This is a genomic window from Pseudomonas siliginis (assembly GCF_019145195.1).
Classification (GTDB): Bacteria; Pseudomonadota; Gammaproteobacteria; order Pseudomonadales; family Pseudomonadaceae; genus Aquipseudomonas; species Aquipseudomonas siliginis.
The window spans coordinates 479177-492527 of record NZ_JAHSTW010000002.1; the positions used below are offsets into that span (position 1 = coordinate 479177).

General features: G+C 50.7%; 14 protein-coding genes. 1 reads left to right on the forward strand and 13 read right to left on the reverse strand.

Annotated elements, in window-relative coordinates; all coding sequences use genetic code 11:
- Positions 1-132: 132 nt before the first annotated feature.
- The gene (locus tag KVG87_RS06060; protein WP_007920327.1) at positions 133-516 is read right to left on the reverse strand and encodes a hypothetical protein; all 384 of its coding nucleotides are present in this window, start codon (positions 514-516) and stop codon (positions 133-135) included.
- A gap of 368 nt (positions 517-884) precedes the next feature.
- Here KVG87_RS06060 and KVG87_RS06065 point away from each other — a divergent pair, with 368 nt between their 5' ends.
- Positions 885-1247: a DUF6124 family protein gene (locus tag KVG87_RS06065; RefSeq protein WP_217849749.1), complete on the forward strand. Its 363-nt coding sequence runs from the start codon at positions 885-887 to the stop codon at positions 1245-1247.
- Between the two features lie 58 nt (positions 1248-1305).
- On the opposite strand, the gene KVG87_RS06070 is transcribed toward KVG87_RS06065, so the two are convergent.
- From KVG87_RS06070 to KVG87_RS06125, 12 genes are all read right to left on the reverse strand, one after another.
- Positions 1306-1734, reverse strand: coding sequence for a hypothetical protein (locus KVG87_RS06070; RefSeq protein ID WP_076564553.1), 429 nt, complete (start codon positions 1732-1734; stop codon positions 1306-1308).
- A 73-nt stretch (positions 1735-1807) separates the two neighbouring features.
- Complete coding sequence (locus KVG87_RS06075) at positions 1808-2896, reverse strand: tetratricopeptide repeat protein (protein ID WP_217849751.1); 1089 nt, start codon at positions 2894-2896, stop codon at positions 1808-1810.
- 56 nt (positions 2897-2952) lie between these two features.
- Positions 2953-3711, reverse strand: a complete 759-nt coding sequence (locus KVG87_RS06080; RefSeq protein ID WP_217849753.1) for a lysozyme inhibitor LprI family protein — start codon at positions 3709-3711, stop codon at positions 2953-2955.
- A gap of 2 nt (positions 3712-3713) precedes the next feature.
- Entirely contained in the window at positions 3714-4586 is an 873-nt protein-coding gene (locus KVG87_RS06085) for a tetratricopeptide repeat protein (RefSeq protein WP_217849755.1), read from the reverse strand.
- A gap of 4 nt (positions 4587-4590) precedes the next feature.
- Complete coding sequence (locus tag KVG87_RS06090) at positions 4591-5046, reverse strand: hypothetical protein (protein ID WP_217849944.1); 456 nt, start codon at positions 5044-5046, stop codon at positions 4591-4593.
- An 88-nt stretch (positions 5047-5134) separates the two neighbouring features.
- On the reverse strand, positions 5135-5887 hold the full coding sequence (locus KVG87_RS06095) for a hypothetical protein (RefSeq protein ID WP_367616672.1): 753 nt from the start codon (positions 5885-5887) through the stop codon (positions 5135-5137).
- On the reverse strand, positions 5880-6368 hold the full coding sequence (locus tag KVG87_RS06100; protein WP_076564565.1) for a cell division protein: 489 nt from the start codon (positions 6366-6368) through the stop codon (positions 5880-5882). The genes KVG87_RS06095 and KVG87_RS06100 overlap by 8 nt, the downstream gene beginning before the upstream one ends.
- 139 nt (positions 6369-6507) lie before the next feature.
- Entirely contained in the window at positions 6508-7872 is a 1365-nt protein-coding gene (locus KVG87_RS06105) for a lysozyme inhibitor LprI family protein (RefSeq protein WP_217849756.1), read from the reverse strand.
- Between the two features lie 20 nt (positions 7873-7892).
- Positions 7893-8354 carry an XAC2610-related protein gene (locus KVG87_RS06110; protein ID WP_217849757.1) on the reverse strand — a complete coding sequence of 154 codons (462 nt, stop codon included), beginning with the start codon at positions 8352-8354 and terminating at the stop codon, positions 7893-7895.
- 38 nt (positions 8355-8392) lie between these two features.
- Positions 8393-9322: a tetratricopeptide repeat protein gene (locus KVG87_RS06115; RefSeq protein ID WP_217849758.1), complete on the reverse strand. Its 930-nt coding sequence runs from the start codon at positions 9320-9322 to the stop codon at positions 8393-8395.
- A gap of 307 nt (positions 9323-9629) precedes the next feature.
- Positions 9630-10217 carry a hypothetical protein gene (locus KVG87_RS06120; RefSeq protein ID WP_217849760.1) on the reverse strand — a complete coding sequence of 196 codons (588 nt, stop codon included), beginning with the start codon at positions 10215-10217 and terminating at the stop codon, positions 9630-9632.
- Positions 10192-13335: a glycoside hydrolase family 19 protein gene (locus KVG87_RS06125; RefSeq protein WP_225930778.1), complete on the reverse strand. Its 3144-nt coding sequence runs from the start codon at positions 13333-13335 to the stop codon at positions 10192-10194. Before KVG87_RS06125 ends, KVG87_RS06120 begins: the two co-directional genes overlap by 26 nt.
- Positions 13336-13351 lie beyond the last annotated feature (16 nt).

Sequence of the window (13351 nt, forward strand, 5' to 3'; positions counted from 1 at the left end):
ATCGCGAAGATGAGCAAAGCACCTGACAGAAATGACAGTTCGACCGTCTTTACAGGCCTGAATAACGACTTTGCGAGCCAAAGAACGCACGATTCTTCGTCGTGCTTCGCTTGAAGCCAACCCGAAAAAGTCTCAAGCCTTGGCCTTTGCCTTCCTCGGCTTCAAATACTTCATCAACCCCTGAAACCACATCACCAGCGCCGGATTACCCTTCAACTGGATCGACTTGTCCTGAATCCCCTGCATAAACGCCAACTGCTTGTTCTTCGCCTGCATTGTGGCAAAGCCATAACCGGCATCTTTAAACGCAATCGCAAACGCCGGCTCGGCGACCACGCCAGACTTGCTGGTGATGCGCTGATCCTTGACCACGAAATGCCGCGCCACTTTCCCGTCCAGCGTCTGCAACTGAAACACCAGATCCTTGTCACCCAACTGCTGCTGGAACGCAGGATTGGTCCGGCTGGCCTTACCCATCAACAAACCCATCATCCACAGAAGAAAACGAAATTTCATGCGCACGGCCTCAAAAGGAAAATGAACGGCCGGGGCAGTGTAAGGGATTCGGACGATAACGCCAGTATCTAACGCTGTTGGAGGATGATGCAGACCATTTCTCGCACGATGACTGCCAAGTCACGATTGCGCAAGCAACGTCCTACACCTGTTGAAACACATCCCTGTAGGAGCTGGCGAAGCCTGCGATCTTTTGATCTTCCGGCCCGCGAATCCATGGGAAATTTCCTGCGAAGTGCGGTGCTGTCCATGAACTAGGCGAGCTCGAAGATCACCGATAGGCTTTCTGCGTCATCGGGTATTCGGTGACCGGATGTGCAAGTCCGAATTCGGGAGCAATTACTTCTTACTCCAAGGGATTTACACCGATGACCAATTCAACTACCAACACGGAGGACACCTCCCCCTACGAATCCTTCGATTCAAGAAAACTACATGAAGCCGCCGAACGCGCCCTCGATCACCACTTCTGCAAATCCGACCTCCCTCAGGCCCCACGCCGCGAAGGCCTGTTCAGCCTGAACCCGGACATCGACGCCGAAGCCCTCCTGGCCAACGCCTCGGAAGATCTGCTATCCATCAGCATCATCGCTGCGGACCTTGCGGACGACATAGATGGCTCACGCCGCTCGGTTGCATTGGCATTGAGTAGGATGGCGGACGGGGTCAGATTGATGGTGGAAGGGACGCTTGATCACATTGAAGTGCGGAACATGGCGGCCAAGTTTTAGCGAGATTCACGGATGAAAAAGAGGGGGCGTTGAGCCCCCTTTCTCGATGATCACTGTCTTACCACCGACAGCCTGTCTCTGCAGATGCATCCATGGTGATGTCTTGTTCAAATGAATACCTCTTTCCGGATTTGTAGTTCGTGTAAGTCATCCCGTAAATTCGAGCACCCTGGCTGACCATTTCATATTCGCCTGTCAGCGAGTCTTCGGACACTTCTACCCAAGTTGTCGTGAACTGAGAAGGCCGCCCCTCTGCCATGACTTCCTCTTCGACACCCCGATAGACCAGTGGAATGACCTTTCGGGACTTCGTGTACTTGACCCCTGCTCCGCTCCACCGTGCGACGGTGTCGTAAAAGGATCGAAACTCGAAATTGATGTTCTTGCCTTCCAACGAACGGAAGCAGGAAACCTCGGTAGTAACCTCACCTAGGGCAGTCAGCGGTATTAGAAGAAGCGCAGAAATAAACGCAAACGACGATTTCAAACCGATCATTCCTTAGCGACTTATGGGCAATTGAAAGTGCATTTCTGCGAACTTTACGGAAATAGGGCCCGAATCATTTCTTGGAAACTCCAGCACTGCGCTCACCCACCCTCGCCGGGATCTTCGAAACCTTCCCCGCTTCAGACATTCGCGATGCGTATTGCTTGTAAGCCGCCACCGCCCGCTCTTTATCGTTCACGGCCCAATAACTGTCAGCGAGATTCAGGTAAGCAACCGTCCTGTTTGGGTGGTTGGCAATCACTGCATTGAGCAACTCAATCGACTCAGCGTAGTAACCCGCCTCGCCGAGCAGAAAACCGAGATCGTTGGACCAGCCGGGACGCTGCGGGTAGTAGTACTTTGCGACGATATAGCTATCCGGGGGACAAGTGTCATGCGAGCCACCGCCCATCAACGCGTAGCTCATCGTATCCTTGAAGGAAGAGTCATCACCCTTTCGGTAGGCTGCCAGCGCCATATCCAGCAAATCAGCCGAATTGACGGTCATCAATTTCTTTCTAACGCCCTCAATACTGCCAGTACGAGCAACCTGCAGCTTCTGCAGCGCTTCACGCCCGTCGAAAGAAGCGAGAGTGATTGGGCCCAATGTCTGCACCGGCAACTCCACTACGCTGACAAGCGACCGATCACAGGAGTCGTTGTTCGCCACTTCCAGCAGAGCTTTCAGCTCAAACTGCTTTGAACCTCTGTTGAAGGCGAACAACAGGTTGAAGTTGTAAACCGCGTTATCTTCTTCACTGGTTACCAGCGCGATGTAATCCCCTTCCTCAACGAACGGCTGCTTGACGACAGCTTCCTCAGCCTGCGGATCAATGACAGTCATGACGCCGGGGCGACCTTTAAGTACATGGACGCTGAATACACCCTGAAGCGCAGACGAGTACTGACTCTTGATCAGAGGCAGCGCCTTCGACGTATCGAGCAAAATTTCCTCATTACGTGCCTGCACCGGCGCGATCAACAACCGGTTGGAGGCCTCGTCCGCATCCCCTGTCAGAACAAATACCTTTTGCCGTGATGCATCACCCAGCAAGCTAGCCGGAATTTCCTTCAGGACTTGGGGCGCAGCAAGCGCGGGAGAACCCGGTACAGCGAGACAACAAGTTAGAGCGCAGAGAACGCTCTGCAATACGCGTTTCACTTTCTTCAATCCTTGATTCAATCAAATGATGTCCAAATACGTCCCAATTGACCCGATTAGGCACCGGGTTCAGGCGCGCCGCATTTCAGCTCTTTGATTTGCTCGTTCTTGATCGGAATCACACAAGCGAGGCGCTTCTCTCCGAGCCCACGAAGCTCCGTCAACCTGAGCGTCACGTGCAATCCATCATCGGCAAACGCATGATCCTCAAACCCGGCATCGGCATAGTCCGTCCAAAATGCCTTGCCCTCGAAACTGCAAAACCGCTTGGAGGACAGCACTCTCCAACCGCCGTTGGGCGCCAGTATCTGGACCGTCAGGCCTGGGCTGCCAAAGGTGCTGACATAACGTGCCACGACATCGCCGAAGCGCTGAGAGCCGGACAGGTACACCTTGTTGAGATCGACCACATTACCCGGCTCATCAGCGACGATTGTGTCCAGGTAGGCCGCACGCTCCAGACTTATTCTGGCCATGCAGTTGCTGATCGTCGTGACATGCGCTGCCACCCCAGGCTCGATTTCCGTGGCTTCAAGCGGGCACGTGGTGTCGCGTAGCTTGATCCAGGCGCGCTGGGATTCTCTGGCCATGGCGACCAGCGCCTTACCCTGCTCAGGGTCGCGCCGTTGTTGAGCCTCAAACCGTCCCAGCAGCTTCTTGTAACTGGCATTGAGTTGTGTGTCGGCTTCTTTGCGAGCTGCCTCCACACACCGATCGACCTGGGCGCTAACGGTGATTTCTTTACAGTCGTCCTCGGCCATCGCGCAGGAGGCAAACAGGCATCCAAAGGACAACGCGATAAAACGCGCAAACATGTTCAATTTTTCATTCCCTGAATGACGGATCGCTCAACGACACGTTTAGGTATTTTCTGCGCCTTGCCGTCGGCTCTCATCGCGTCGCGGTACTGGCTGTAATAGCGCTGCGCTTCATCTTTGCGATCAAGGCGCCAGAGCGAGTCGGCAATGTTCAACATCAGTACCGTGCGCTTACCAACGGCCTCAACGCCGCGATAAAACTTCAGCGCCAGCTCATCTCTACCGCCCTCCGCCAGATAAAAACCGAGGTCGTTGTAGACCCGAACATTTTGCGCCGGGGGATGGCACGCCATGTAGGACTCTGGACTTAGAAAGTTCAGGCTCGATTCGATGGACTCTGCGCGGGACTGTGCCGGCTCGATACTTGAGCCATATTTCAGCAAGTCCTTTGGAGACGTCGTCTCTAGGGTGGGAGTGAGCACATCGCCGTCTTCGGAAACCCATTGATTGCCCTTCCACTGACCGACACAAAAAGTCGCCCAACGATCAGCCAGCACGCAACCGGTCTCCATGGAGATCACAACGCAATGCTGTTGCGATTCAAGTTTTTCTTCGCCATTTTCGAGCGACAACATGCCGAAGACCACTGGGTCGAGTAACAAGGTTTTCTTGTCAGGACTGAGCATATTGGAGTGCCCATCGGCGCCTATGTCGGCGCCGAATAGCGGGAAGGTTTTGCCGTTGGCGGTGAACCATGCGGTCAGTGATTCCACACCCGGCATTGTCCATTTAGTCGCTCGAAACGTCACGGTGTGTCCGTCGACGCCGACTATCGGCGGATCCACATCGCGCGGGGTAAAGGCGTCCGAAGGCGCGCCGAGAACTGGCAGAGAGAGCAGCAGCGAAAGGCTGCCCGCGAGAAGACGATTCATCCACTCACTCCTCATCCATCGGCGACGATTCAACGTCGGTCATGCTCAGCAGCCGGAATTCGTTGCTCACAAACTCGTAGTAACGATCCCGGTTGCCGCTCTCCAAAGCATTCCCCTGCGCATCTTCTTCACCGTCGAGCGTGATGCCGGACACGATGACCATGCGACTATCGGGCTGGTAAACCATGCCGAACGTGCTGCCGTCGTAAGCATTCGGCAAACCGCCAACCACTTCACCGGTCTGGGCATCCAGCACTTCGCCGCAAATGGCGCTGCCGCCACAACCGAGCCTGTGCAGGATGTAATGGCCGGCGAAGTTGACCTTGCCTTGCAGGGCTTGCACCCGTGCCTGATCCATCATTGGACTGCTGTTCTCTTGCGGCACCAGTTTATGGTTGGGCCCGTTGAAAACTGGCGTGACGGTGTAATCCTTGAAGGCTGGATCGGCAGCGAATGCCATGGACGCGGCAGCCAATATCAAGCTGCCGAGAAGAACCGAAAATCCTTTCACGCTGTAGCTCCATCTATGCAATGCATCGTCAACATCCTCACTCGAAGGCGATGCTCCGCACTGCTGTTTTGATTTCTTCAAATCCTTCAACGCTTATCGCCAACGGGGCGGATGAGCCCGACTCCGCGGACCCAATCAGTACCTGTTCGTTATGCATAAGGCAGAAGGTGATGCGACTGAACAGACGCCGACTCTCATCGTGATAACCGATGATGAATCCTGACGACTTTGCCCCCTTCAGCGACTCAAACGTGTAGGTTTGCGGATGCCCCGCCAACAACGTTGGCCCCCAGCCGTGATCAGTCAGAGTCGCCGGACACTTGCGGTCGTTGGCTTCACGCAACAGCTGCAACTCCATCGCGCCATCGGCCGGCAACTGCTGACTAGTGAGAGCGGAAAAACTTCCCGCACTTTCACACATAACACCAAACCATGGCTCGCTCAGACCCGCTGACTTTTCGAAATTCCACTCAGCGCTGTTTGAGCTTGGTGCCTGCCACAAGTGCGGCGCGTTCAATGTGTTGGGAAGTTGTTTTGTCGCAACGAATACCAGATCAGGCGAATTGAACTGCAGCCATTGATCTTGCGTAAGCGTCATCGAAAACCGGCAGGGTGTCATAACCACCAAGGCGGTAACTGGCCCTTGAGCGGCCTGCGATTGACCGAGAGCATCACCGATCAACACGGTCTTGTCGGCAATGGCATGACTAACCTGCGTGAGGGCAAAACCAAAGAGCAGTCCGCGTAGATATCGAGGCTGTATGAAACTCAACGGTGATACATCAGCCACGGCTCTGCTCGCTCGATTCGGTCGCGCGATAGCCTTTCCGACAGTCATGTCGATAGAGCCAAAACAGCGGCGGCAACAACACCAGCAACGCAAAACCGTCGAGCCACAGGTGCGACCAGACCTGTTGTTGCGCCGAGAGCCACATGTCCTGCGGCGCCCATAACAGGATGCCGGCGATCAACCAGCCCCAGACTGCCGGGACTTTCAAGCGATTGCCCAGGTGCACCAGCGCGAACATGTACAGCGAATAACTTTGCAACGTCGCGCCGAACAGCGCGAGCCACCAGACTTGTTGTTCGTGGCCGGCGGTGGGAACCGCATCGGCACCCCAGAACGACAGTTCGAGGACTTGCAGGTAGCCATCGAGCAAGCCGGAGTCACCGGCCCAGGTCAGGGTAAGACCGGCGAGGATATGCGTGATCGCAGCGGCATATAGCCAAAGCACCAACGCTGGGCGAAGCGAGGAAGAAGAGGCTGGCATTCCGTGTCCTGAGCGCGTTCCTTGGGGGTGGGAAGTTTAAAGGAAAATCGCGGTCCTCAGATGCTCAAGCGTTAAACGTTTTAGCGTGAGGGATTCAGACAAAACTTGTGCAAAACCGCCTCAAACAGCCCCTCGAAATTCAAATGCAGTGGCTGGCTTTGATCGGCGCCGTGGCTGACGATCCCAATCGCCCCACGTTGAAGAGGCCCAACTGATCACCCTTGTCAGCCGCCATTTGATAACAGGCTAACGCCCGCGATATATCCTTCGTTCCTAACTCCCCACCCTCAAAGGTAGAGGCCAGGTAATTCATCGCGTCCGTGGAGCCCATGGTAATCGCTCGAATAACCTGCTCTTCTGCCTGCTTGGGATGAAGGCAAGGGCCGTTATAGTCGGTGGAGTTTCCCGAACAAAGAAACGTCGCATAGCCCATCGCACCCTTTGGTATTTTCGAAGCCGCTTTGAACAAAGCCTCAACCTTAGGGGTTTCCAACTGAGATGCCATTTGCGAAAGACTCAGGCTCGCCGCCGACAGGCTCGCCTGTGCATCACCCGACTCTGCAGCACACACAAAATTTTCCAGCGACGCTTCAATCAACTCCGCAGTCAGCCGGTATTGCTCAAGAGACCCCAGCCCACCCAACGCTTCTGCACGCTGATAACAGAAGTTCTCGGCGCGGCTCATTCCCGGGTTGTCCGTTGCGACAAGATCCTTCTCACTGATCGACCAATCCTCAATCCCCTCAAGCACCCAGCACGCCTGACGAGAGAAGTTGAAGATTTTCACATTGCTGTTGCCTCCCCTTTTATCCACCACATTGACGTGACTGTCATCGACCTCTTCGATTTCGACTCCAGGTGTCTTGCCGGGCGTGATTGCAGCCATCAGCGGATAGTTGAAAGTAGCTCCACTGACTCCCGAGGTCGAAGGCTCAAAGGTACTTCGATCCTTTCCTGCTAACGGTTTCAACACCAGGGACTTGACCGTCATTGCAGTGAGACGGCGCTGTGATTCGCTGCTGGCGGAAAACGCCGCAATGAAAGGCGCGAATTCCTCCGAGGGGCAAGCGTCGCTGGTGGGAGCCGTCGACGAGTTCTTGTCGGATGCAAGAGCAGGGACAATCTTGTCCAGATACGCCGAGCGCTCACGACTCATTCTGGCGATACACGAGTTAACGGCAAACACATGCGCTGGCATCCCCGTCTCGATTTCGAATGCCTCCAAAGGGCAGTTCGCATCGCGCAACTTCAACCACGCACGTTGCGACTCTTTGACCTTCGCGGCGTACTCCGCGCCCAATGCCGGATCTGCTCGATAGTCAGACTCAAGTCGCGTCATCAGCTGCTTGTAGCTGACATTCAACTGCGTATCGGCAGCCTTCTTCGCCGCCTCCGAGCAGGGCACCATTTCGAGGCTTGAGGAGACATGGCTGCAGTCGTCCTGCGCGTAGGCGGCTGAAGCCGGCAGCAGTACGGCCAGAAGGGTTAAAACAAAACGGTTCACGGTGTTCATCCTTGAGTCATTCAGGTTTTGCGTTTGGTGAATCGGGTGATGCATTGCTTGGGTATGTTCATTTCCCAGTAAGTGCTGAGCAACGCTTTACGTTTTTTGTCGACGCGCAGGTTAACGAAGCCATCGCCGCAGTCCGGCTGTAACTCTTCGAAGGTGCCGGTTTTGGCTTGATAAACGAACACCCGGTAGTAGTGGTAAGTGCCCATGCCGTCATCGAGCTGCCAGATCGCGAAATCCTTGGCGCCGTCGAAACTGAAATCATCGAACTGCATGTGGAGTTCGTTTTCGGCTTCAAAATCGATTGTTCGCGACTCGCTGTGCGTTTCGCTTTTAACCGCGATGCTCAGCTTGGAGCCTTCGAGAACCAGCGTCGCGTCGACGTCTTTGGTTGGCCTGAACGTGGTGGTTTCGGCTAACGCCGGGATTGTCCACATCAGGCCGAGCAGTGATACCGCCAGAGTTTTGAATTGCATGTGCTCGCCCTACTCCTCCCCGTGAAACGCGGTTCGTCTCAATTGCAGTTTTCTCGAGACTTCGCTGCCTGTGGAATACGTTCACCCTTTCCGTTCATTGTCATTTTAGCGATGTATTCCTTATAAAGCGGACATGCGTCGGACTTCATTCCGATATCCCAATAAGCATCTGCCAAATTCAATGTTGCAACGACTCTCTCCGGAAGCTTTTTATGAATCTCCCTCAAAAGCAAAGCAGCTAAAACATTGTTTTTGCTACGATACAAATAATAAGCATAGTCATTTAGAGGCCCGACATTATCATTGGAAATTATCAATGTCAGCTCATACACCAGCTCTTGAGGAATACTCCTCCTCACCTTATTTCCGCCATCATCGAGCCCATAAAACAACCTTCCTTTTTCGCCTTGAGGAAGCTTACCAAGAATATATTTGAAGTCTTTCGTGATTTCTGCAAGCTGATCCTCATTATTCAAATAGCTAAAATTTGGCCCATTTTCGGAGAACTGAGAGAACAGAGTGCAACACGCCACACGCTGAACATTAAACTTCTGCGGAAATAGTGCTTCAACTGGTACCCTCTCACCACCCAAGGTATATTTTTCATCTCTACCAGGTTCCGCCCAAGTAGATATTTTATAGAGAACCCAGTCTTCCCGCGCAGAATTCCATTTAAAACTATACTGCGTAAGATCAGTATTACGAGTATAAAAATCCAGCAACAGCGAAAACTCACCTGGTAGATAACCTACAGACAACCCACCGTCTCCAAGTTCAAAAAATCCCGAAACTGACTTTTTACCCCCACCAATATCTATAGTAATTCGCGAAATTGTACTGTCATCCTCAAGTGGTCTAACACCATACGGATCGCAGATTCCATCCCCATTCAGGTCAGCCTCGCAGCTAGAGCTCGCATTGACCACTGACGCCAGGAGCGCGAAAACTAAAAAAGCTACCACCCTCATTCCAAGATCCCCTCAAGTTCAACTATTCGCGCTTCGGCGTATTGTTTAGCCGCTGAAAATAAAAATGGACAACAAAGAGGACAGATTTATTTGGGCTCAACGATAAAGCAAACGGATAAATAAATCCGCCCCCTTTACCAGCTCCCTTAACCACCTGACTTAAATTGCCAATGTGGTGACGTATGCGCTGGATCATCTGGAAGACTAGATGGCGGTGAAGCAGGAAGTAAAACCGCAAGAAGATACACGGGACGGATTCAGCTAAAAATGAACCGCCCCGTTTTCTCTATTGCCGCGCACACAACTTTTAATGTTTTTTATCCTGCAAGCTAAAGTAATTTTTAATGCTCGCCGCATCTTTATAAGCACAGACCACTTTATTTCCCGTAACCAGATCTGCCCCCTCCATACAATTATCTAGAGCTGGATCAGGCAAATCGCCAGTAAAATGAAGCAAGGATACACTTCCACCATCTCTCCTTATTGGGAACTCCATTACCGAATAAGCAAAACCGTCAAATGCCGAGTTCGACAACTTTCTTTTTGTCAACACAAACATAGACTTTCCGGCTCTCGCAGGGGACTTCCACTCGTAGAAAAATACAGAAGCGATCTGATCCCCCTCAACCTTCCAAACATAGTTTAGAGAGGGTTTACCGGAGCTCAATGATGAGTAATATATCTCAGCATCGGCAACATGCTCTTCTTTAGCTATCGCCTTCAGACTATTTTTCAAAAAAAATACAGCGATCTTTTCTTCGCCCAAAGAGGCTACCACCGTAGGATGGAATTCACCTATTGTGGGTGCGGCGTCCGCAAACACATTGGACGCTACGAAACCAAAAACTATAAACGGAATAAAATGCCGCTTAAATAGAGTCAAATATCTTTTCATTGTGATATATCCTTTTGAAATGAGCCCTACGCTTATCATAACTATCGGTGCCGAGATTAATAATAGCGGTTATTGCATTCACATTGGCCTCTGCATCGCCCTTATCAGCCTCGACAAACAAATTATTCTTTAGCCAGAAATAAACTCCCGACCGGACGGAGTATTTGAATTTGGTGTGTAAAATATCTGGATCGCCAACAAAGTCGACCTCTTCCCCCCAAAAATTCTTATGGTAATCTTTAAAAGCTTTGTAGTTGGCTTTCCCCGTCAAATGTTTAAGCCCTCTTCCCCTGTATTTCCAGCCCTCACCAGAGGCGATACTATCGTTTCCTAGTCTTTCGCCATATGCCCGGTTGGCAATTGCCACTTGATTAGAGTGTGAAACGTATTTTGTAGTGCCAGGATACCCATAAAGCGTTGCTTCACTTGGATTATCCCTAAAGTACCCGAAAGTACCCTTAAGTCCCTCGACGCCATATGTGAAGTCCTCCACCACCGCGCACTTCGAACCTATTTCCTGCCTTACCTGAGCAAAAAAATGACTTAGCCTTAATGGCGTATCAAGCTTATATCTCTCACAGTTTTCATTTAATTGAGATGCAACTTCCTCCAACAACACGTCCTGCTCTGTAGAGTTCTTAATCCCCTCAAATACTTTTTTCAGCATCTCAACCGTAATTTTTATTTTCCCACGAGCACCAATTTGATTACCAATAAACGCCACTGGATGAAAATGCCAGACAACTCCATCACCCAACCCGTTGGATTGCAAAGCGGAATCTTCCCAAAACACCAGACTATCTATGCGCTCTTTCTCGTGCTTTAGCGCGGCCGGCGAATCTTCAAGCAGTGTATCTAACCGAGACCACTTAGCAGAATCCGACTTGGCTTTCCATTCAGTAGGATGATACGCAATTAGTTTGGACCAATGATCTCTGAACTCTATATTTCTAAGCGCGATGGGAAAGTCTTCAGGAGTGACCTTGTTATCTCCATTGCCGAATTTATCCAAGTCTTTGTATAACAATTGAAAAAATTCCGGCATATCATTTGGATCTAAAAATCCATCGGCATTTGAATTCGACTCTTTTACTATTCGAAAACCTAATTTATCCCAATCGTGTTGACTGAGAATTTTAGCGCCTTCCTTTTTGAGCAGTCCTGTTTTGCTTTCTGCGTTATCGACAATGGTTACTTCGTACCACTCTTCAGCATCCTTAAACGGAATAGCCTTTCCGAGTTCCACGAAACTTTCATTGGAGATCGTGACCACTTCTGTTAGCGGAGGCTTACTTTTTAAAGCCGTATTTGCAGGCAGGTGCAGATATTGTTTCCCCTGCTTAACAGCAGCTTTATTTTTAAGAAAATCCTCAATCTTCGGATCAGCCGAAAAAATCTCAACATGAACTTGAAAATTTCTCGAAACCCCGCCCTCCGGGCCTGCCAGCGTCTCATTTAAACCAAGGAAACCGATTATATCACCGGCCTTAATAGCTGTATCCATCGACACAACTTTATCAAATTCCGTCGGAACCAATCCTTGCAATTGAACATACGGTTTTTCAACACAAGCCCAAAAAGTAGTGGGCACGGGAGTAGAATGATTTTTCAAACCAGTTACAGCGCCGGAAGGACTTGGTATAAAGCAACATTCCGCCATTTTGTATGACTTAGAGCCAATCTTCAGGCTAAAAACTTTCCCACTATCAAATTCTATTACGCTATTTGTACAAAGTACTAAATCTTCATTTTGCCCCAGACTATTTACCTGTCTCATTGCAGCCCCAGCTAAAGCGCCGTTACTCTGCGGTGAGGGGGCTACCCTTAAGGTAAGCCCAGAGCCGGAAACTATCGCTCTGACCTTGCCCTTCCAATAATCTGGCTTCTTTCGCTCCGGTGCAGTTATTGCTTTCCAGCTCGCACTGCCATCACCTCTTGGGTATGCAACACCGTTTTGCTTGTAGGCGAACCAGAAATCCTGTCCTGGCGTGCGTCCACCTACTGTACCTTTAATTAGTTTGCCTTTCGCGTGGATGTGATCAGAGTGCTCTTCAAGTATTTCAATTTCAGTTCCAGCAGAAATCGAACCATATTCGATGCAGCCAGTTGCGCCAGCAACATCGCTTCGAGCTTTAAACCCACTTGCGATCATCTTTATTTTTTGAGGGCCCGTCTGTTCTGGTTCATCCGCGTACCTCTGGTATGGTAGCAAATGCATATACAGGCTATAAAATACGAGTTCATTACTAGTATTGGGCACGACCTCTTTATTAGGTGGTGATTTATAGTCGTGCTTGACAAGGCAGAATGAATTTGAGTACTTCAATTCCTCTGTAGTACTCGAACCTTCAAACTCAGTCTTTAAATAATCCTCATTCAACCGATAGGCTACGACGACACCATCTCCAATACAACGAATAGGTTCATCTCTCACACACTGCGGGGCAGTCTTATGCGTGATATGAATACCGCCATGCCAAAATCCATGATTCCCAAGTAAAAAGTTACCTGAGCTTTCACTCTCAAGTGCTTTAAAGATTTCTTCAGCATCCTTAAATTGCGATCCGTCCGCTTTTCTAAACGGGTACTGAAAATTCATTAATGGTGTAGATTCTACCGGTGCAGGTGCAGGTGCGGGCGCAGGTGCGGATCCTTCCCCCGTCCGAGTCGATTCCTTAACCCTTAGAAATTTTGTAGGGACTGGCCAAAAATATGCTTTGCTATAGGCACCAAACTTTGCAGTAGCTGGACCAGAGCTTTGCGCCCCAAAAAACTCACCATATTGAGAGTCCAGCGTACTATCATAGTGCTCTACGATACCCGTATGATTTAGCGTTTTATTATCTCGATTAGAGATTACGTTAATCCAGAGTACGATATCTCCTCGCCTCACATTAGCAGGACTAATTACATCATAGTATTGAAGTGCGGCTGCACTATTTAGCCCCGCCGTATTCTGGTAAGGAACTTGATATCCAGCGCCTGTGAGCAACAGGTTTACCATATGAGAGCAATCGACGATTTTTTTGCCATTTTCTACGACGAAACCATCTCCTCCTTCCTTATATCTATAGTTAGCACTCGTATAGTTACTTGATAAATCTAGTGGCTCTGTCATTTCTGCTTCCTGCAAT